Source organism: Amycolatopsis albispora, from assembly GCF_003312875.1.
Lineage (GTDB): Bacteria > Actinomycetota > Actinomycetes > Mycobacteriales > Pseudonocardiaceae > Amycolatopsis > Amycolatopsis albispora.
In genome coordinates this window covers 8979754-8999595 of sequence record NZ_CP015163.1, presented here as the reverse complement: position 1 = coordinate 8999595, position 19842 = coordinate 8979754, and the positions used below count along the sequence as shown (strand labels likewise).

The window sequence follows — 19842 nt, the reverse complement described above, 5'->3', positions numbered from 1 at the left end:
CTACTCGTCGTCCCCGGCCGGGCCACCGCCCCGGATCAGGTACAGCACCGACTCCAGCTCGTCCGGCTTGATCAGCACGTCACGCGCCTTCGAGCCCTCCGACGGGCCGACCACCCCGCGCGACTCCAGCAGGTCCATCAGCCTGCCCGCCTTCGCGAAGCCGACCCGCAGCTTCCGCTGCAGCATCGAGGTCGAGCCGAACTGCGAGGTGACCACCAGCTCCGCCGCCTGCAGCAGCACGTCGAGGTCGTCGCCGATGTCCGGGTCGATCTCCTTCGCCTCGCCCGCCTTCGCCGCGGTGACGCCCTCGTTGTACTCGGGCTGCGCCTGCTCCTTGGCGAAGTTCACGATCGCCGAGATCTCGTCGTCGCCGACGAACGCGCCCTGCACGCGGACCGGCTTCCCGGCGCCCATCGGCAGGTACAGCGCGTCACCCATGCCGATCAGCTTCTCCGCGCCCGGCTGGTCCAGGATGACCCGCGAGTCGGTCAGCGACGAGGTCGCGAAGGCCAGCCGCGAGGGCACGTTCGTTTTGATCAGGCCGGTCACCACGTCCACCGACGGCCGCTGCGTGGCCAGCACCAGGTGGATCCCGGCGGCACGCGCCTTCTGGGTGATCCGGACGATCGCGTCCTCCACGTCACGCGGCGCGGTCATCATCAGGTCGGCCAGCTCGTCGACGATGGCCATGATGTACGGGTACGGCGCGTAGACCCGCTCGCTGCCGGGCGGCGCGGTGATCTCGCCGGACTTGACCTTCTTGTTGAAGTCGTCGATGTGGCGCACCCGGTTGGCCTGCATGTCCTGGTAGCGCTGCTCCATCTCCTCCACCAGCCAGGCCAGCGCCGCGGCGGCCTTCTTCGGCTGGGTGATGATGGGCGTGATCAGGTGCGGGATGCCCTCGTACGGGGTCAGCTCGACCATCTTCGGGTCGATCAGGATCATCCGGCACTCGTCCGGTGTGGCCCGCGCCAGCAGCGAGACCAGCATCGAGTTGACGAAGCTCGACTTACCGGAACCGGTGGACCCGGCCACCAGCAGGTGCGGCATCTTCGTCAGGTTCGCGGTGACGAAGTGGCCCTCGATGTCCTTGCCCAGCCCGATCACCATCGGGTGGTTGTCCTTGACCGCCTTCGGCGAGCGCAGCACGTCACCGAGGCGCACCATCTCGCGGTCGGAGTTGGGCACCTCGATGCCGACCGCGGACTTGCCCGGGATCGGCGCCAGCAGCCGCACGTTGTCCGTGGCCGCGGCGTAGGCGATGTTCTTGGTCAGCGCGGTGATCTTCTCGACCTTCACGCCGGGACCCAGCTCGACCTCGTAGCGGGTCACCGTCGGGCCGCGGGTGAAGCCGGTGACCTGGGCGTCGACGTTGAACTGCTCGAGCACGCCGGAGATCGACTCGATCATCACGTCGTTGGCCTTGCTGCGGGACTTCGGCGCGTCGCCGAGGGTGAGCAGGTCCGCCGACGGGAGCTGGTAGTCGCCCTCGACCGTGCGGGTCACCGCCATCGGTGCCTCGGCGGGCTCGGCCTTGCGGGCCTTCTTCTCCGGCACCTCGGCCGCCTTGACCTTCGGCGGCGGGGGCGGCAGCGGCTCGTCCACCGGCAGCTCGAGCTGCGGGTCCTTCTCCTCCGACGCGGTGGACTGGCGCCGCCGCGACGGCTTGCGCAGCCGGACCGCCTTCGGATCCGCCTCGGTGATCTCGGCCGCTTCGCGTGCCTTGCGCTCGGCGCGGGCCTCGCGGTGCGCCTGCTCCTCCTCCAGCTCCTCGGGGTCCATGCCCCACTCGCGCAGGCGCTGCGGGATCTGCCGCACCGGGGTGCCGGTGAACACCAGCACGCCGAAGCCCAGCGCCAGCACCAGCAGCGGGACGGCCACCCAGGTGGTCACCCCGGCCGCGAGCAGGCCGCCGGAGAGGTACCCGAGGAAACCACCGGCGTACATCCGGTCCACGTTCGCCGAGGGCAGCGCGTTGAACAGGTGCAGGAGGCCGAGCACGGCGAAGATCATCAGCAGCGCGCCGATCACCCGGCGCGGGCGCGTCTCCGGCTCGGGTTCCGAGCGCATCAGCGCGACCGCGGCCACGGTGAGCACCAGCGGCAGGGTCACCGAACCGGCGCCGAACACCGTGCGCGCGCCGATCTGCACCCAGGCACCGACCGGACCGGCCGCCTGCCACCAGACGCCGACCGCGATCACGATGGCCAGCCCGATCAGCGCGAGCGCGAGCCCGTCCCGGCGGTGCTCCGGCTCCAGGTCGCGGCTGCGGCCGACCGTCCTGGCCAGCGAGCCGACGCCCTTGGCCAGCAGGTTCCACCCGCCGCGCACGGCACGGCCGAAGCCGCCGCCGGACTTGCGGCGCGGGGCGGGCTTGCGTGCCGGCGGTCGCTTGGCCGTCGCACGCGAGCGGCTCGCGCCGCCCGAGTTCCGCGCGGGAGCCTTGCCACCGCGACCCGAGCTCCGTCCCTTGGTTGCCGACCCACCTGCCATGGGTTCCACGGTAACCCTCGGTCCCGTCCAGTCACATCTGCCACTCGCAGCACACGGGGAACATTTCTCACGTTACCGATCGGCCGGTCCCCAAACCGGGTGAAAACCGACCGTGACATGCTCTGGCCCATGTTCGCTCTCCACCGCGACGAGAACGGGCGGCTCCGGGGGAATCGCCGGGTCCCCGCCCCGGCGATCTGGCGCACCATGCTCGCCATCGACCACCGCCTGGTCAACCTGGTCGGCCGGCTGCGGATCACCGGTCAGGTGCCCGCCGGCCTGCGTGACCGGCCGCTGCTGATGGCCGCCAACCACATCGGCGTGTTCGACCCGTTCGTGCTGATGGCCGCGTGCCGCAAGATCGGCATCGCGCCCCGGTTCATGCTGGCGGGCGGCATCCTGGACGCCCCGGTGATCGGCCCGGCGCTCAAGGCCAGCGGGCACCTGCGGGTCGACCGCGGCAAGTCCGAATCGGCGCTGACCCAGTTCGGCGAAGCGGTCGAGGCGATGCGCACCACGCGCGCGCCGATCATCGTCTACCCCGAGGGCCGCATCAGCCACGATCCCGGCCTGTGGCCGGAACGCGGCAAGTCCGGCGCGGCCAGGCTGGCGATCGCCGCGGGGGTGCCGGTGATCCCGATCAGCCAGTGGGGCGCGCACGAGGCGGTGTACTGGGGCACCGAGACGGTGACCGGGCCCGCCGACATCGTGCCGCTGGCGAAGTCGGGGCTGACCGCGCCGCTGCGGCGGCCGGTGTTCCGGGTGCACTTCGGCGAGCCGGTCGACCTGTCCGACATCGAGCCGGAGCGGCCGGGCGCGGGCGTGCGCGCGCACGCGAAGATCATGCGCGCGATCACCGACGGGCTGGTTCCGCTGCGGCGTGGCGAGATGGACGCGCCGAGGTTCCACGACCCGACCCGGCCGACCGACACCGTGAGCCCGTGGAAGCCGTAACCAGCCAGGCGCCTTAGGCAGTTACGAAAAACACCTTCCGGATGGTCGGTGCCGGGCCGTATCGTCCGGGCCATGGTCACCGAGGTGCGTTCCCGCCTGCCCGTCCACCGGGGCCGCGGCACGGTGCTGATCCTGGTCGCGGCGTTGTTCTTCAGCAGTTCCGGGGCGCTGGGCAAGCCGGTGATGCTGGCCGGGCTGAGCCCGGAGCAGGTGGCCGCGGCGCGGATCGGGCTGGCCGCGCTAGTGCTGGCCGCCGGGGTGGCCATCGCGCGGCCGTCGCTGCTGCGGGTGCGTGCCGCGGAGTGGCCGCTGCTGCTCGGGTACGGCCTGCTCGGCGTGGCCGGGGTGCAGCTGTGTTACTTCATTTCGGCCAGCCGGATCCCGGTGGGCGTGGCGATCCTGCTGGAGTTCACCTCGCCGGTGCTGATCGCGCTGTGGGTGCGGTTCGTGCGGCGGGTGCGGCTGCCCGGGGTGATGTGGGGCGGGATCGCGCTGGCGATGATCGGGCTCGCCATGGTGGCGCAGGCGTGGGAAGGACTGCGGCTGGACACCTTCGGCCTGCTCGCCGGGGTCGGCGCGGCGATCTGCTCGGCGGCGTACTTCCTGCTCGGGGAACGCGCGGTGGCCGACCGGCACCCGCTGGGCCTGGTCACCTGGGGCATGATCGTCGGCGCGGTGGCGGTGTGCCTGGTGGCGCCGCCGTGGACCATTCCCGCTTCGCTGCTGACCGCGCCCGCGCGGTTCGGCCCGTGGCAGCCGCCGATCTGGGCGCTGCTGGTCGCACTGGTGCTGGTGTCCACGGTTTTTGCCTACCTGGCGGGGATTTCCTCGCTGCGGCACCTGCCGGCGCCGGTGGCGAGCGTGCTGGGGCTGTGCGAACCGCTGCTCGCCGCGGGGCTGGCGTGGGTGCTGCTCGGTGAGGCGCTGAGCTGGGTGCAGCTGCTGGGCGCCGCCATCCTGCTGGGCGGGGCGCTGATCGTGCAGCTGAACTCCCCTGGCAAAACCCCCGGCGGCGCCGCCCCTGCCTGACCCCGGACACGAATGTGGCTTTCGGGGCATTTTCCGCCCCGAAAGCCACATTCGTGTTCAGCGCGTCAGAACGACTTCAGCTCGGCGAGCTCGGCCTGCTGGTCCTGGCTGATCCGGCCGGCGAGTTCCTTCGCCTGCGGGTTCTTCCCGTTCGCCTTCTCGGCGTCGGCCACCTTCACCGCGCCCTCGTGGTGCCGCGTCATCAGCTCGACGAACTTGGCGTCGAACTCCGCGCCACTGGCCGATTCCAGCGCCATCATGTCGGCGTCGGTGAGCATGCCCGCGTGCCCGCCGTGGTCCAGGCCGGGGTCCTCCGGCGGCTGCTGCCCCCACACCTCGAGCATGCCCGAAAGCTGCGCCATCTCCGCGTCCTGCGCGTCCCGGATCTTCAGCGCCAGCGCCTTGACCTTCTCGTTCCCCGACTTCTCCACCGCCATCGCCGCCATGTCCACGGCCTGCTGGTGGTGCGGGATCATCTCGGTCGCGAAGGCCACGTCGGCCTCGTTGAACTCCCCGGACACCTGCGGCCCGGCCGCGGCCGCCGGCGGCGCCTGCGGGGCCGGCTCGGGCGCGGCGTCCTCTCCGGAACAACCGGCGAGCACCAGCGCCGTGGTCATACCGGCGACGGCCAGGACCGGCCGTCGGGGGAAGCGGAACATGCGAAGCTCCTCGTGGAAACGGAAGAATCGGGTGACGGCGCCTAGATTCGCAGAACGTGACGACCGCGCGCACACCGGGTCAGGCACAGCAGGCGAGCTTGCTCAGCGCCGCGTGGAAGACCTGGTTGATCTGCCCCGAATCCGGGGTGGTGAACGCCTGTCCCCCGGTCGCCGCGGTGATTTCCCGCAGTTCGGCCACGTCGATGTCGGGTCCGACGCCGATGCCGATCAGCTGCAGCGGCCGTTTCGGATCCGCGAAGCCACCCAATCGAGTGAGCACGGAGTTCTCGGTGGCGGGGAACGCGGTCAGCGTCTGCTGCGCATCGGCCGACGGCAACCGGCGGAACAACTCGGGCGCCGCCGCGACCGTGTTCGGCGCAACCCGCGCGGGCGCGCACAAAACCACCGCACCCCAGGAAATCCCGGCCACCACCACAACGGCGGCCGTCAGCAGGACCGGCAGCCGCCGAACCGGAGGTGCGCCAAATCCCATACCGCCTCCTGGGCTGGTGGGGATCCAGCCCAGGTCAGGCGGCGCGGCTTCAGACCGGAATGACCGTGGGCACGATCATCGGGCGGCGGCGGTAGGTCTCGGCCACCCAGCGGCCGACCACCCGGCGGACCGACTGCGCGATCCGGTGCGTGTCGGTGATGCCCTCGGCCTCGGTGCGCGACAGCTCCATCTCGACCAGCGGCACCACCGCGTCCAGCGCCTTCGGGTCGTCGGAGAAACCGCGCCCGGCGACCGTCGGCGGGCTGACCGCGCGTCCGGTGCTGGAGTCCACCGCCACGTTGATCGCGATGAACCCGCCCTCACCGAGCACCAGCCGGTCGGACAGGGTGGACTCGCCGACGTCGCCGACGGACAGCCCGTCCACGTAGACGTGCCCGACCTCGACCCGGCCGGTCAGCCGCGCACGCCCGTCGACCAGGTCGACCACCACGCCGTCCTCGGCGATCACCACGTTCTCCGGCGCGACGCCGGTGCGGACCGCGAGTTCGCCGTTGGCCACCAGGTGCTTCCACTCGCCGTGCACCGGCATCACGTTGCTCGGGCGCACCGCGTTGTACAGGTAGAGCAGTTCGCCCGCCGAGGCGTGCCCGGACACGTGCACCTTGGCGTTGCCCTGGTGCACCACGTTCGCGCCGAGCCGGACCAGGCCGTTGACCACGCCGAACACCGCGGTCTCGTTGCCCGGGATCATCGAGCTGGCCAGCACCACGGTGTCCCCGGCCTTGATCGAGATCTGCCGGTGCTCCCCGCGGGCCATCCGCGACAACGCGGACAGCGGCTCGCCCTGCGAACCGGTGGAGACAAACAGGACCTTGCTCTCCGGCAGGTTCGCCGCCTGGTCCAGATCGACCAGCAGCCCTTCCGGCACGTTGAGCAGCCCCAGCTCGGCGGCGATGCCCATGTTGCGGACCATCGACCGGCCGACGAAGGCGACCCGGCGGCCGTGCTGCACGGCCACGTCGAGCACCTGCTGCACGCGGTGCACGTGGCTGGCGAAGCAGGCCACGATCACCCGCTGGTGCACCCGCCGGATCACGTCGTCGAGCACCGGGCCGATGTCGCGCTCGGGCATCACGAACCCGGGCACCTCGGCGTTGGTCGAGTCCACGCAGAACAGGTCCACGCCCTCGTCGCCGAGCCGCGAGAACCCGGCCAGGTCGGTCAGCCGCCCGTCCAGCGGGAGCTGGTCGAGCTTGATGTCACCGGTGTGCAGCACCACCCCGGCCGGGGTGCGGATGGCCACCGCCAGCGCGTCCGGGATGGAGTGGTTGACCGCGAAGAACTCCAGGTCGAACGGGCCGACCGTGCGGTGCTCGGTCTCCTTGACCTCGATCAGCTTCGGCCGCTGCTTGTGCTCCTTGCACTTGGCCGCGAGCAGCGCCAGGGTGAACCGCGAACCGTAGATCGGCAGGTCCGGGCGCAGGCGCAGCAGGAACGGCGCGGCGCCGATGTGGTCCTCGTGGCCGTGCGTGAGCACCAGGGCCTCGATGTCGTCGAGCCGGTCCTCGATGGCCCGGAAGTCGGGCAGGATCAGGTCCACGCCCGGCTGGTCGTCCTCGGGGAAGAGCACACCGCAGTCGACGATCAGCAGTCTGCCGTCGAACTCGAAGACGGTCATGTTCCGGCCGACTTCGCCGATGCCGCCGAGCGCGACCACGCGCAGCGCGCCGTCGGGTAGTGCGGGTGGTGCCGAGGTGGGGCCGGGTCCGATGGACAGTGAGCTCAACGGTGAATTGTCCCAACGCTGGTGTGTGTGGTCGGTGCGACGTACGCCGCCGCGGAGTCGGCGTGCGCCACCCGTGAACTATGCCAGTCGCCCGCGGGAGCGTCGTCGAGCGGCACGCCTGCCTGGGTCAGATCCGCCGCGATGGCGGTGATCTGCTCCTCGGTGGCCGGCACGATCGGCAGCCGCGGGTCGCCAGCATCGTACCCGCGCAGGCGCAGCGCGGTCTTGCTGAACACCACGCCGCCGACGCGGGAGAACGCGCGGTACACCGGCAGCATGCCGCGGTGGTTGGTGCGCGCGGTGGAGGTGTCGCCCTCCTCGTAGGCCTCGATCATCGCGCGGATGCGCCCGGCGACCACGTGCCCGACCACGCTGACCACCCCGGCCGCGCCGACCGACAGCCACGGCAGGTTCAGCCCGTCGTCGCCCGAGTAGTAGGCCAGATCGGTGTTCGCGATCACCTCGCTGCCGGCCAGCAGGTCGCCCTTGGCGTCCTTGACCGCGACGATCCGCGGGTGCTCGGCGAGCCGGCGCAGCGTGTCGACCTCGATCGGCACGATGGAGCGCGGCGGGATGTCGTAGAGCATGATCGGCAGCGCGGTGGCCTCGGCCACGGTGGTGAAGTGCGCGTACAGCCCGGCCTGCGTGGGCCGCGAGTAGTACGGCGTGACGACCAGCACGCCGTGCGCGCCCGCCTTCTCCGCCGCCTGGACCAGCTCGACGCTGTGCGCGGTGTTGTAGGTGCCCGCGCCGGTGACCACGGTGGCGCGGTCGCCGACCGCTTCGACCACGGCGCGGATGAGGTCCGCCTTCTCCGCGTCGGAGGTGGTCGGGCTCTCGCCGGTGGTGCCGTTCACCACCAGGCCGTCGTTGCCCAGGTCCACCAGGTGCTTCGCGATCTCCTGGGCCCGCTTCAGGTCCAGTGCCCCTTCGCGGTCGAAGGGGGTGATCATCGCGGTGAGCACGCGGCCGAACGGCCGTCCCGGCGCTGCGGAAGGTGGAGTGGACATGCCCCGACGGTACCTCTTCCCGGCCGGTAACCCGGCGCCGACCTCGGAATATGACATGATCAACGCGCCTGGTCACCGGTCGGTGCAGATTCCCCTGCCGACCGCCTCGGCAACCGGAACTCCTCCGCCTACCGGACCTCCACCGCCGCGGGGGAACTCAGGGTGCCGCCGCCGGTTTTGCTGAGTACGCAGTAGGCGTTGCGGACCAGGTTGCCCGAGCTGTCCTCCCGCGCGTCCCACGCCTGCTGGGTCGGCAGCAGCGCGCGGTACTGCAGGCCGCTCCGCTGGCTCGCCTGCACCACGTTGGAGTGGAAGATCATCTCGCACCGGGTCTCCGCCGAAATCCGCAGCCGGTCCTCGGCGGGGTACGCCGCGGCCGGCGCGCTGTCGCTGACGCTGCTGTCCCCGCCGAGCGTGCCGAGGGTGGCGAACACCTCGAAGTCGTGCTGCTCGTCGCAGTCGACCTTGTTGCTCGACGAGATCGACCGGCCCGGCTCCAGCGGCACGTTGTAGCAGCGCTGCGAGGACGACGGCGTGTCGAACTGCTGGATGTCGCCCTGCGTGCCGTAGGTCAGCGCGGGCAGCATCGCCGAATCCTCGCTGGGCGAACCCCACCAGTTGCCCAGGAAGAACCCACCGGCCAGCAGCGCGACCCCGGCCAGCGCGGCACCGGTGACCAGCAGCGGGCGCTTGCCCTTCGACGGCGCCGGGGCGGCCTGGGGCTGGTGCGCGTAGTGCGTGGGCGCCGGCCCGGCCATGGTCGGCGGCGGTCCGGTGTAGACGGACGTCGGGGTGTGCTGGCCGGTGCCCGCCGAAGCCATCTGCAGCAGCCCGTGTGCCTGGTGCGCGGTCAGCCTGCCCTCGGGCGAGGCGACCAGGAAGCCCATCACCACCGAGGCCAGCGGCCCCTGCGTCCGCGTCAGGTACGGGACCTCGTTCATGATCGCGTGCAGGGTGGCCGCGGTGCTGGTGCGCTCGAAGGCGAGCACGCCTTCCGCGGCGAAGTACAGCGTCACGCCCAGCGACCACAGGTCCGACGCGGGCCCGGCCTCCTGCCCGGAAACCCGTTCCGGGGCCATGAACGCCGGGCTGCCGACGATCATGCCGCTGGTGGTCAGCCGCGGGTCGTCCACCGCCTGCGCGATGCCGAAGTCGGTCAGCTTCACCCGGCCGTTCGGCGCGACCATGATGTTGCCCGGCTTGACGTCGCGGTGCACGATGCCCGCTTCGTGCGCGGCCTGCAGCGCCGAGAGCACCTGCAGGCCGATGCTCGCCACCTGCTGCGCGGGCAGCGGGCCGCGCTCGCGCACGAGGTCGGACAGCGTGGGCGCCTCGACCAGCTCCATCACGATGTAGGTGGTGCCTGCTTCGGAGACCACGTCGAACACGGTGACCACGGCGGGGTCGTTGAGCCTGCCGCCGGTGCGCACCTCCCGCAGGACGCGCTCGGAGAACACACCCGCGTCGTCGGCGCCGTCGGGCAGGCGCAGCTCCTTGATCGCCACCTGCCTGCCGATCACCCGGTCCTCGGCGCGGAACACCACCCCCATCCCGCCACGGCCGAGCTCGCCGAGCAGGACGTACCTGTCGGCGATCACCCTGGGGCCCGGCGCGGGCGCCTGGGCCCGCTGGGTCGTTTCCTCGGTCACGTTCGGCGCGCCTCCCTCGGTCTGGCCAGGATGGTAGTCCGACCGCGTGACGCGCTGCGCGGTTCCTGCCGGAGCGGGGGAAATACGGGGTTCAGCCCGCGAAGGTCAGGTAGAGCAGCGCCACGTTCAGCGTGATGATCACCGCGGCCACCGCCCAGGCCACCGTGGTGGTGGCGCGGTGGTTGGCGTCGGCGCCCATCAGCTCGCGGTCGCTGGTCAGCCGGACCAGCGGGACCAGCGCGAACGGGATGCCGAAGGACAGCACCACCTGCGAGACCACCAGCGCGCGGCTGGGGTCCACGCCGATGGCGAGCACCACGATCGCCGGGGCGAGCGTGATCAGGCGGCGCAGCAGCAGCGGGATCCGCTTGCGCAGCAGGCCCTGCATGATCATCGCGCCCGCGTAGGCACCCACCGACGTGGACGCGAGGCCGGAGGCGAGCAGGCCGATCGCAAAAAGCAGCGCGACGCCGGGCCCGAGCACATCCCCGACGGCCGCGTGCGCGCCGTCGATGGAGTCGACGCCCTCCCGCCCGCGCAGGGTGGTCGCCGCGAGCAGCACCATCGACAGGTTCACCGCGCCCGCCAGCAGCATCGCCAGTCCGACGTCCACCTTCGTCGCCTTGAGCAGCCGGGTGCGCCGCTCCGGTTCGACGTGGCCGTGCCGGTCGCGCGCGAGGCCGGAGTGCAGGTAGACCGCGTGCGGCATCACCGTGGCGCCGAGCATGGCCGCGGCGATCAGCACGCTTTCCGTGCCGTCGAACCGCGGGACCAGGCCGCCGAGCGTGCCCGGCACCGACGGCGGCGAGACCACCACGCTGGTCAGGAAGCCGACCGCGATCACCCCGAGCAGCCCGGTGATCACGCGCTCGAACGGGCGCTGGCCGCGCTTGTCCTGGACCAGCAGCAGCGCCATCGACACCACGCCGGTGATCACCCCGCCGAGCAGCAGCGGCAGGTCGAACAGCAGGTAGAGGGCGATCGCGCCGCCGACGACCTCGGCCAGGTCGGTGGCGATGGCGACCAGCTCGGCCTGCGCCCAGTACGCCAGCCGGGTCGGGCGCGAGGTGCGCTCGCGGACCGCTTCCGGCAGGGACAGGCCGGTGACCAGGCCGAGCTTCGCGGACAGGAACTGGACCAGGCAGGCCATCAGGTTGGCCGCCACGATCACCCAGACCAGGAGGTAGCCGAACTGGGCGCCGGCGCTGATGTTGGAGGCCACGTTGCCGGGGTCGACGTAGGCGATCGCCGCCACGAACGCCGGGCCGAGCAGCATCGAACCGGCGCGGACCCGCTTCAGTCGCTCACGGCTGGACGGGGCGGCATCGGTCAACGCCATGACATACCTCCGGTTTCAAGTGGGCCAACTTGAATTTTAGGCATGCCGAACATCGGTGTACATACCGCCGTAACGGTTGTGACCGGGCTCCCAGCGGGGCGCTACATGCAGACGTCGTGCCCGGCCGACTGGAGCGCGTCGATCGCCCTGGTCAGGTCGTCGGACTTCACCAGCACGTGATCGGTTTCGAAGGTGGACAGGGTGAACAGCGCCACCCCGGCCGCGGCCAGCTCGCTGGCCAGCGCGGCGATGATGCCGGTCAGCGTGAAGGCCAGCGGCCCGCGCACCGACAGCAGCCGCCAGTCGGCCTCCACCCGCGCGCCCTCCGGCGCGAACTTCACCGGGCAGATGATCGACACCTCGCGCTGCGTCCTGGTCACCGAGACCAGCACCTGCCCCGGGTGGGAGAACAGCTCGGACGGCACGGCCTGGTCCGGTTCCAGCCTGGCGACCGCGTACTCCAGCGGCTGGACGTCGATGACGAGTCGGCGCACGGGATCAGCCCTCGAGAACCTTCGGGCTGGTGGCGATCTCGGTACCGTCGGGCAGCGTCGAGATGGTGAAGTCGGCGAACACGTTCGCCGCCGCCTTCTGCAGCTGCCGCAGGCATTCCACGGCCAGCGCGCGGATCTCCACGTCGGCGTGCTCGGTGGCCCGCATGGCGACGAAGTGCCGCCACGCCCGGTAGTTGCCGGTCACCACGATCCGCGTTTCGGTGGCGTTCGGCAGCACCGACCGCGCGGCCTGGCGCGCCTGCTTGCGACGCAGCGTGGCACTCGGCGCGTCGGCGAACTTCTTCTCGAGACCGGCCAGCAGTTCGTTGTAGGCGTCCGCGCTGGCCTGCGTCGCGGCGACGAACTTCTCGTGCAGTTCCGGGTCTTCGCGAATCACGTCGGGCTCGACGAAGGCCGCGTCGCGCTCGGGCACGTACCGCTGCGAGAGCTGCGAGTAGGAGAAGTGCCGGTGACGGATCAGCTCGTGGGTCAGCGAGCGCGAGATGCCGGTCAGGTAGAAGGTCACCGAGCCGTGCTCCAGCACCGACAGGTGGCCCACCTCGATGATGTGGTCGAGATAGCCGGCGTTGGTCGCGGTTTTCGGGTTCGGCTTCTTCCAGGACTGGTAGCAGGCCCGGCCGGCGAACTCGGCGAGCGCCTCGCCGCCGTCGGCGTCGGTGGACCACGGCACGTCGTCGGGCGGGAAGAACTCCGTCTTCGCGATCAACTGCACCCTGGGTGCCAGCGTTCCGGCCACGTTCCGCTCCCTCGTTTCGCGCTCCCCGCCGATCCTCCGGCAGCCTAGGCGCTGCCCGGTGAGTCTGGTCGATGGGCTTCGTGATCCAGGTGGTTCCTGGCGGTGCGGGCGGGTCGGCCTCGTACTGGCCGTACTCGGCCGATCCGCCCGTGCCGCCAGGGGCCGCCTGGGCGCGAAGACCGCGACCGTGACTCACCGGGCAGCGCCTAGCCCGCCACTAGGGGGCGACTGGGGGATGTCACTGATGATGTCGCGATCGCCTTGAAAGACACCACGAATGACGTCACAGTGGTGTCATGGACCTGACGACGTACATCTCCAGCCTCCGCGAGGACCTCGCCACCGCGGCCTCGGCGGGTGACGAGCAGACGCGGCAGACCGCCGCGGTGCTCGCCGCCGCCCTCGAACCGGCCATGCGGCTGGCGCTGATGAACGCGCTCGCCGACCTCGCCGCCGAGGTCACCGCCAACCAGCCCGACTACCTGGTCGACGTCCGGCTCGACGGCCGCGACGTGCGCGTGGTGGTCACCGGCACCAGCTCCGCCGGTGCCAAGACCGAGAGCGAGCCCGCCGCCGAGAAACCGCGCGAACCCAAGCCCGAGAACAAGATGCCGTTCGACAGCGGGGAGATCAGCCGGATGACGCTGCGGCTGTTCGACCAGGTGAAGAACCAGGCCGAGCGAGCGGCGGCCTCGCAGGGCGTCTCGCTGAACACCTTCGTCACCCAGGCCGTGCAGGGCGCGCTCCAGGGCAAGGCCCCGTTCGAGCAGGGTGAGCAGCGGCGCGGGCCGAACAGCGGCACCCGCATGCACGGCTGGGTGCAGGGCTGATGAGCGCCGGAGTGACGGGCGAAGGCCCGCAGGAACAGCCGGACGAGCAGCTCGTGCGCACCGGGAACTTCGCCGCCACCGGCCCCATCGAGCTGGATGTCAGCATCACCGTCGGGCGCGTCGAGATCGTGCTGACCGACGCCGAAGCCGAAACCGAAGCCGAAGCCATCGTCGAGCTGCGCCATGAACCGAGCGCGCAGGCACCGTGGGCCGACGGCGTGAACGCGGTGCTGAGCTGGGTCACCGAGCGCTTCGGCGACCAGTTCGACACCGACATCCTCGGCTCACCGGCCGAGGCCGTGCGCCAGTCCCGCATCGAGCAGGTCGGCGACCAGGTCATCGTGCGCGGACCCAAGGCGCTGCCGCTGCGCAAGGTGCCGCTGCACGTGGTCGTGCACGCGCCACGCGGTTCGCACCTGGGCATCCGCGCGGGTGCCGCCGACGTGACGGTCACCGGCACCGCCGGACGCGCCAACATCTCCACCGGATCGGGTGACGTCTCGCTCGGCGAGACCAAGGCCGCGGCCAACGTGCGCACCGGCTCGGGCGAGATCCAGCTCGGGCCGACCACGTACGGGCTGCAGGTCCGCTCGGGCAGCGGCGCGGTGCGGCTGGCCGCGCCGTCCGGTTCGGCCACCGTGGTCACCGGCACCGGCGACATCTGGCTCGGCGCGGTCGCCGGGGACGTGATGGTCCGCAGCGGCAGCGGCGACCTCACCGTGGCCGAGGCGAAATCCGGCTCGATGGAGCTGAACACCGGCTCCGGCGAGATCCGGTTCGGCGTGGCTTCCGGGGTGATCGCGGAGGTCGACGTGTCCACCGTTTCCGGGCGCGTGTCGAGCGAGCTGCCGGTGCGCGAAACCCCGCCGGAGGAGCCGGCCGCGGTGCGGGCGCGGATGCGCACGGGCTCCGGCGACGCGGTGGTGACCAGCGCGGGGACGTGAAGCGGCGCCGATCACCCGATGCGGCGATAAACTCGGGGGCAAATGAGCCTCCAAGTGGTGAGCCCGGTGCTGGTCGGGCGCGACAGCGAGACGAGCAGGGTGGCCGATGCCTTCGACCGGGTCGCCGGTGGGGGCCTGGCCACCCTGCTCGTCGGCGGTGAGGCCGGGATCGGCAAGTCCCGGCTGGTGGCGGAGTTCACCGACCGCGCGGGCGCGAAGGCGACCGTGCTCTCCGGCTGCTGCGTCGAACTCGGCGCGGACGGCCTGCCGTTCGCGCCCTTTGTCGCCGCCCTGCGCGGGCTGGCCACGGCCGCCGGCCCGGATGTGTTCGACCGGCTGCTGCCGGACAAGGCCGCGCTCGCGCCGCTGCTGCCCGGCGCCGCCCGCGGGCAGGCCCCGCTCGGCGACGACGCGCGCCCGCGGCTGTTCGAAGGCGTGCTCGCGCTGCTCGCCGGGCTCGCCGCCGAACGGCCGGTGGTGCTGGTCATCGAGGACGCGCACTGGGCCGACCGGTCCAGTCGCGACCTGCTCGAGTTCCTGGTGCGCAACCAGGGCGCGGTGCCCGGCTCGATGATCGTGGTGACCCACCGGTCCGAGGAGCTGAACCGGGCGCACCCGCTGCGGCCGCTGCTGGCCGAGCTGACCCGGGTGCCGTGGGTGGACCGGCTCGAGCTGGGCAGGCTCGGCAAGCGCGAAGTGGTCCGGCTGGTGCGCCACATCCTCGACCGCGAACCGGATCCGGAGCTGGTCAGCGAGGTTTTCCAGCGCAGCGAAGGCAATCCGCTGTTCGTCGAAGCGATGCTGGACTGCCAGAACGCCTGCGAGGGCACGGCCGACCTGCCCGCGTCGCTGGAGGACCTGCTGTCGTCCCGGATCGACCGGCTGCCGCCGGACGCCGCCTACGTCGCCGGGCTGATCGGGCTGAGCGAGGTCACCGTCTGCCACGCGCTGCTGAGCGAGGTCGCCGAACTCGACGAGCGGGCGCTGTCCGCCGCCGTGCGTGCCGCGGTAGACGCGAACGTGCTGGTCATCGAGGGCGAGGGCTACCGCTTCCGGCACGCGCTCATCGGCGAGGCGGCCACCGCCGGGCTGATGCCGGGAGAACGGCGTGCCCTGCACGCGCGGTACGCCGAGGCCATGCGCGCGGACCCCGGCCTGTCGGCGGGTGCCCCGTCGATCACCGAACTCGCGCAGCACCTGTACCGCGCGGGCGATTTCCGCAGTGCGATCTGCGCGGCCTGGCAGGCCGCGGGTGAGGCGCAGCGGCTGCTCGCCTACGCCGAGCAGGTCCGCATGCTCGACCGCGTACGGGAACTGTGGCCGCTGGTACCCGACCCGTGCTGCGAACTCGGTGGCGTCGAGTACGCGACCGTGCTGGAGCAGGCCGTGGAAGCGGCAAGCCGGGCCGGGGACAACGTCAACGGCGAGCGCTTCGCCACGATGGCGCTGGCCGAGATCGACCGCGACGCGCAGCGCGTGCGCGCGGCCACCCTGCTCGACCAGCGCGCGCGGTTGCGGGCCCAGCTGGGCCAGCCCGGCGCGCTGGAGGACCACCGCGAAGCGATCCGGCTGGTGCCCGAGGACCACCCCGCGCGCGGGCACCTGCTGAACTCCTACGCCGCGCGCCTGATGGAAATCCCCCGTGCCGACGAGGCCCGCGACGCGGCCGAGGCCGCGCTCGATTCGGCCTGCCGCAACGGGGAACGGTCCGCCGAGGCCTCCGCGCTGATCACGCTCGCCGTGCTCGACGCGCGGCTCGGTGATCTCGAAGAGCAGCTGCCACGGCTCAAGCGCGCCGGGGCGATCGCCGAAACGCTGGGCGAGCACCGGGTCCGGCTGCGGGCCATCCACGCGGAATCCTCGCTGCTGCGGGCGTTCGGCAGGCTGGCCGAGGCGGAAGCCAAGGCACGCCACGGATTGGCGGTGGCACAGGAGGCCGGGCTGCGCCGCGCGGCCGGTGCGCAGCACAGCCTCGACCTGGCCGGCGCGATGATCGACGGCGGCCGCTGGGACGAGGCGATGACCGTGCTCGAGCAGGCGCTCGACCTCTCCCCCGCGCCCGCGTTCCGCGAACACCTGTTGTGCCTCAAGGGATACATCGCGCTGCACCGCGGTGATGCCGAACTGCCGGAGCGGCTGCTCGCTCGCGCGCACGAGCAGTACGGCGAGGACGTCCGGTTCAACCTGGACCCGTTCCTGGTGGCACGCCTGGAAACCGAGCTGCGCCTGACGCAGGGCCGGTACGGCGAAGCGCGGACCGTGCTCGAACGCGCGCTCACGCATCCGCAGCTGAACGCGGCGGGCAGGCTGCTCTGGCCGTTGCTGGTGCTGGGCAGCAGGCTCGCCGACCACGACCCGTCCTGGCGCGGCACCGAACTGCTCACCCGGCTGCGCCGCATTGCCGCGGAACTGCCGGTCGCCGGTCCGGTGCAGCACGCCTTCTCCCGGCTGTTCGACGCCCACCTCAGCGGTGAGCGCGGCGACTGGGACGCGGCGACCGCGGCCTGGCGTGAACTCGGCCAGCCGCTGCGGCTCGCGCAGGCCTGTCTCGGCGCGGCGGCAGCCGCGATCACCACCGACGGCGACCGCGAAGCCGCCACCGAACTGCTGCGCGAGGCCTACGGGCTGGCCGGGCAGCTGGGCGCGAAACCGCTGCGCGACCGCGTCGCCGACCTGGCCAGGCGGGCCCGCATCCAGGTGGTGCCCGGCACGCCGGAGCCGCTGGGCAACGGGCACACCCGGCTCGGGCTGACCCCGCGTGAGCTGGAGATCCTGCGCCTGGTGACGGCGGGCAAGGCCAACCGGGAGATCGCCGACGAGCTGTTCATCTCGGCGAAGACGGCCAGCGTGCACGTGTCGAACATTCTCGGCAAGCTCGGCGTGGCCAACCGCGTGGAGGCCGCCGCCACCGCCAACCAGCTCGGCCTGTTCGACTGACTTAGGCAGCATCCCCGCCTTAGGCAGGCAAATAGGGCTGGTGCCTCATGTGCGCCGGGGTGCCTTATCGCGAACCTCGATTCCAGCGGGCCGGAACCACCGGCCCCGGGGAATCGGGAGGACAAGATGGGCGCCACTGGGGTCAGGATCCTGGGCATCGCGGGCAGTCTGCGTGAGGGCTCGTTCAACGGCAGGCTGCTCACCGCGGCGAGCTACGAGCTGCCGCGTGGGCTGGAACTGCACCGCTGGGGCGGGCTGAGCCTGGTCCCGCCGTTCGACGAGGACGCCGAAGCGGGCCCGGAGCCGGCCGGGGTGGCCGAGCTGCGGCGGGCCATCGCGGAGGCCGACGGGCTGCTCTTCGCGACACCGGAGTACAACGGCTCGATCCCCGGCCAGCTGAAGAACGCGCTGGACTGGGCGTCGCGCCCGTACGGCGCAGGCGTGCTGACCGGCAAGCCAGCCGCGGTGATCGGCGCGAGCAACGGCGTGCACGGCGCCGCGTGGGCGCAGGACGAACTGCGGAAGGTGCTCAAGCTCGCCGGTGCCGAGGTGCTCGACAGCACGCTGCCGGTCGGCCGGGTGGCTCGGCAGCTGGACGAGGACGACCGGCTGCTCGACCACGACCTGCGGCGCGGGCTGAGCAGCCTGCTGCACGGCCTGCGCGACCGGATCCGGCTGGGTGCGTTCGCGTGACGGCACCGGTGGAGCGCACCAGCTGGGGCGCGATCACCGTGGCCGCGCTCGGGGTGGTGCTGGCCGCGCTGGACATGACGATCGTGGCGGTCGCGCTGCCGTCGATCGGCGAGGAGTTCGGGGTGCGGCCGTCGGCGGTGCAGTGGGTGCTGCTGGCGTATTCGCTGCCGCTGGTGGCGTTGAGCGTGCCCGCCGGGCGGTGGCTGGACCGGGCGGGCCCGCTGCCCGCGTTCGTGCTGGCGACCGCGGGGTTCGGGGTGACCAGCCTGCTGATCGCGGTGGCGCCGTCGTTCGGCGTGCTGCTGGCCGGGCGGGTGCTGCAGGGCGTGTTCGGCAGCCTGGTCGGGGTGGTCAGCCTGCCGATCGTGGCGCGGGCCGCGCGGCCGGAGCATCGGGCACGCGCGATGGGTGTGGTGCTGACGCTGATCCCGCTGAGCGGGGTGGCCGGGCCGGTGGCGGGTGGCTGGCTGGCCGAGGCGTTCGGCTGGCGGTCGGTGTTCGCGGTGAACCTGCCGATTGTGGTGGTCACGCTGTGGCTGGCGCGGCGGGTGATCCCGGGTGGCGGCGGGCTGCCGTGGCCGGACGGCGGGTTGCTGCGGGAGGCGCTGGTGCTCGGTGCGGCGGCGGTGTCGTTGTTCTCCGGGCTGCACTTCGCCGGGTCCTCGGCGGGGTTGCGCGCGGGCTTGGTGGCGCTGGCCGTGATGCTGACGGCGGTCTGGGCAAGGACGACCGGGGCCCGGCCGGTGCTGTCCCTGGTGCGCCGACGGGAGATCGCACTCGCGCTGGGCGCGATGGCGGGGGTGACCACGGGGGTCGGGGCGCTGCACTTCGTGGTGCCGTACCTGTTCGCCGACGTGCTGCGGGCGTCACCGAGCACGATCGGGGTGGCGCTGCTGAGCGTGTCGGCGGCGATGGCGGTGACTTCGCCGCTGGCCGGGGCGCTGGCCGACCGGGCCGGGAAGGCGCCGGTGGCGCTGGCGGGCACGGTGGTCGCGGCGGGCGGACTGGGCTGCCTGCTGCTGGTGGGGCCGGACGCCGGGCTGCTGGACGTCGCCTGGCCGCTGGCCGTGGTCGGGGTGGGGAACGGCCTGTTCGCGGGCCCGAACTCGGCCGCCATCCTGGAGGACACGCCACCTTCGCTGCTGGGCACCTCGAGCGGGGTGGCCACGCTGGTACGCACGCTGGGCTTCTCGATCGGCCCGGCGATCGGCGCCCTGACCTGGACCGGCACCACCGGCGGCTTCCACGCGGGCGTCCTGGCCCTGACCGCGGCAGGCGCGCTGAGCGTCGCCCTAACCACCCTCGGCAAACGCCCGACACACGCCGCCACCTAACCGTCCACCCTGGACTCACCCGCCCCCGGGTCAGCGCACAACCTCGCCTAATGCCGCTCGGCAAGCACCCCGCCCGACTGTCCACTCGGGACACACTTGGCTAGGCCAGTGCACAGCCCTGCCAAGCGGCGCCCGGGTCACCACACGGCCGAGCGCGCATACCCGGCGCGCGGTCCTCGCTCGGCAAACGCTCATCGCACACCCGGCCATTCACTCCGGACACCCAGCCCAGATCAGCGCACAACCTCGTCCAACACCGCTCGGCAAGCGCCCCGCCCCACCGTCCACTCGGAACACACCGGGCTAGGCCAGTGCACAGCCCTGCCAAGCGGCGCCCGGGTCACCACGCGGCCGAGCGCGCATACCCGGCGCGCGGTCATCGCTCGGCAAACGCTCATCGCACACCCGGCCATTCACTCCGGACACCCAGCCCAGATCAGCGCACAACCTCGTCCAACACCGCTCGGCAAGCGCCCCGCC

At 72.0% G+C, this 19842-nt stretch carries 16 protein-coding genes; 7 read left to right on the top strand and 9 right to left on the bottom strand.

Annotation, left to right across the window (positions count from 1 at the left end):
• Complete coding sequence (locus A4R43_RS41890) at positions 1-2493, bottom strand: FtsK/SpoIIIE family DNA translocase (protein ID WP_113697151.1); 2493 nt, start codon at positions 2491-2493, stop codon at positions 1-3.
• A gap of 129 nt (positions 2494-2622) precedes the next feature.
• Between A4R43_RS41890 and A4R43_RS41885 the strand changes: the two genes are divergently transcribed.
• Complete coding sequence (locus tag A4R43_RS41885) at positions 2623-3447, top strand: lysophospholipid acyltransferase family protein (protein ID WP_236808636.1); 825 nt, start codon at positions 2623-2625, stop codon at positions 3445-3447.
• A gap of 72 nt (positions 3448-3519) precedes the next feature.
• Complete coding sequence (locus A4R43_RS41880; RefSeq protein ID WP_113697150.1) at positions 3520-4476, top strand: EamA family transporter; 957 nt, start codon at positions 3520-3522, stop codon at positions 4474-4476.
• 65 nt (positions 4477-4541) lie between these two features.
• Here the strand turns inward: A4R43_RS41880 and A4R43_RS41875 are convergent, their stop codons facing one another.
• From A4R43_RS41875 to thyX, 8 genes are all read right to left on the bottom strand, one after another.
• Complete coding sequence (locus A4R43_RS41875) at positions 4542-5135, bottom strand: DUF305 domain-containing protein (RefSeq protein WP_113697149.1); 594 nt, start codon at positions 5133-5135, stop codon at positions 4542-4544.
• A gap of 79 nt (positions 5136-5214) precedes the next feature.
• Complete coding sequence (locus A4R43_RS41870; protein WP_113697148.1) at positions 5215-5628, bottom strand: hypothetical protein; 414 nt, start codon at positions 5626-5628, stop codon at positions 5215-5217.
• Positions 5629-5677: 49 nt separating this feature from the next.
• Positions 5678-7375 (bottom strand): ribonuclease J, encoded by a 1698-nt coding sequence (locus A4R43_RS41865; protein WP_162788792.1) that lies wholly within the window; start codon positions 7373-7375, stop codon positions 5678-5680.
• Positions 7372-8385 carry a 4-hydroxy-tetrahydrodipicolinate synthase gene (gene dapA / locus A4R43_RS41860; RefSeq protein WP_113697147.1) on the bottom strand — a complete coding sequence of 338 codons (1014 nt, stop codon included), beginning with the start codon at positions 8383-8385 and terminating at the stop codon, positions 7372-7374. The genes A4R43_RS41865 and dapA overlap by 4 nt, the downstream gene beginning before the upstream one ends.
• A gap of 128 nt (positions 8386-8513) precedes the next feature.
• A complete protein-coding gene (locus A4R43_RS41855) occupies positions 8514-10034 on the bottom strand; it encodes a serine/threonine-protein kinase (protein WP_113697146.1) in 1521 nt (506 codons plus the stop codon).
• 91 nt (positions 10035-10125) lie between these two features.
• Positions 10126-11373 carry an Nramp family divalent metal transporter gene (locus A4R43_RS41850; RefSeq protein WP_162788791.1) on the bottom strand — a complete coding sequence of 416 codons (1248 nt, stop codon included), beginning with the start codon at positions 11371-11373 and terminating at the stop codon, positions 10126-10128.
• A 101-nt stretch (positions 11374-11474) separates the two neighbouring features.
• Entirely contained in the window at positions 11475-11867 is a 393-nt protein-coding gene (locus A4R43_RS41845; protein ID WP_113697145.1) for an ACT domain-containing protein, read from the bottom strand.
• 4 nt (positions 11868-11871) lie between these two features.
• Positions 11872-12624, bottom strand: coding sequence for an FAD-dependent thymidylate synthase (gene thyX / locus A4R43_RS41840; RefSeq protein ID WP_113697144.1), 753 nt, complete (start codon positions 12622-12624; stop codon positions 11872-11874).
• A 296-nt stretch (positions 12625-12920) separates the two neighbouring features.
• On the opposite strand from thyX, the gene A4R43_RS41835 reads away from it, so the two are divergent.
• The 5 genes from A4R43_RS41835 to A4R43_RS41815 all read left to right on the top strand — a co-directional run bounded on the left by A4R43_RS41835 (position 12921) and on the right by A4R43_RS41815 (position 19362).
• On the top strand, positions 12921-13454 hold the full coding sequence (locus A4R43_RS41835; protein ID WP_113697143.1) for a toxin-antitoxin system HicB family antitoxin: 534 nt from the start codon (positions 12921-12923) through the stop codon (positions 13452-13454).
• Complete coding sequence (locus A4R43_RS41830; RefSeq protein ID WP_113697142.1) at positions 13454-14398, top strand: DUF4097 family beta strand repeat-containing protein; 945 nt, start codon at positions 13454-13456, stop codon at positions 14396-14398. Before A4R43_RS41835 ends, A4R43_RS41830 begins: the two co-directional genes overlap by 1 nt.
• A gap of 42 nt (positions 14399-14440) precedes the next feature.
• A complete protein-coding gene (locus A4R43_RS44555) occupies positions 14441-17335 on the top strand; it encodes a helix-turn-helix transcriptional regulator (RefSeq protein ID WP_113697141.1) in 2895 nt (964 codons plus the stop codon).
• A gap of 126 nt (positions 17336-17461) precedes the next feature.
• The gene (locus A4R43_RS41820; RefSeq protein ID WP_113697140.1) at positions 17462-18028 is read left to right on the top strand and encodes an NADPH-dependent FMN reductase; all 567 of its coding nucleotides are present in this window, start codon (positions 17462-17464) and stop codon (positions 18026-18028) included.
• A complete protein-coding gene (locus A4R43_RS41815) occupies positions 18025-19362 on the top strand; it encodes an MFS transporter (protein ID WP_113697139.1) in 1338 nt (445 codons plus the stop codon). The genes A4R43_RS41820 and A4R43_RS41815 overlap by 4 nt, the downstream gene beginning before the upstream one ends.
• Positions 19363-19842: the final 480 nt, after the last annotated feature.

Excerpts from the sequence above, each read along its gene's own strand:
- A4R43_RS41890 (WP_113697151.1), bottom strand. The coding sequence starts at position 2,493 with ATGGCAGGTGGGTCGGCAACCAAGGGACGGAGCTCGGGTCGCGGTGGC.
- A4R43_RS41885 (WP_236808636.1), top strand. The coding sequence starts at position 2,623 with ATGTTCGCTCTCCACCGCGACGAGAACGGGCGGCTCCGGGGGAATCGC.
- A4R43_RS41880 (WP_113697150.1), top strand. The coding sequence starts at position 3,520 with ATGGTCACCGAGGTGCGTTCCCGCCTGCCCGTCCACCGGGGCCGCGGC.
- A4R43_RS41875 (WP_113697149.1), bottom strand. The coding sequence starts at position 5,135 with ATGTTCCGCTTCCCCCGACGGCCGGTCCTGGCCGTCGCCGGTATGACC.
- A4R43_RS41870 (WP_113697148.1), bottom strand. The coding sequence starts at position 5,628 with ATGGGATTTGGCGCACCTCCGGTTCGGCGGCTGCCGGTCCTGCTGACG.
- dapA (WP_113697147.1), bottom strand. The coding sequence starts at position 8,385 with ATGTCCACTCCACCTTCCGCAGCGCCGGGACGGCCGTTCGGCCGCGTG.
- A4R43_RS41850 (WP_162788791.1), bottom strand. The coding sequence starts at position 11,373 with ATGGCGTTGACCGATGCCGCCCCGTCCAGCCGTGAGCGACTGAAGCGG.
- A4R43_RS41835 (WP_113697143.1), top strand. The coding sequence starts at position 12,921 with ATGGACCTGACGACGTACATCTCCAGCCTCCGCGAGGACCTCGCCACC.
- A4R43_RS41830 (WP_113697142.1), top strand. The coding sequence starts at position 13,454 with ATGAGCGCCGGAGTGACGGGCGAAGGCCCGCAGGAACAGCCGGACGAG.
- A4R43_RS44555 (WP_113697141.1), top strand. The coding sequence starts at position 14,441 with ATGAGCCTCCAAGTGGTGAGCCCGGTGCTGGTCGGGCGCGACAGCGAG.
- A4R43_RS41820 (WP_113697140.1), top strand. The coding sequence starts at position 17,462 with ATGGGCGCCACTGGGGTCAGGATCCTGGGCATCGCGGGCAGTCTGCGT.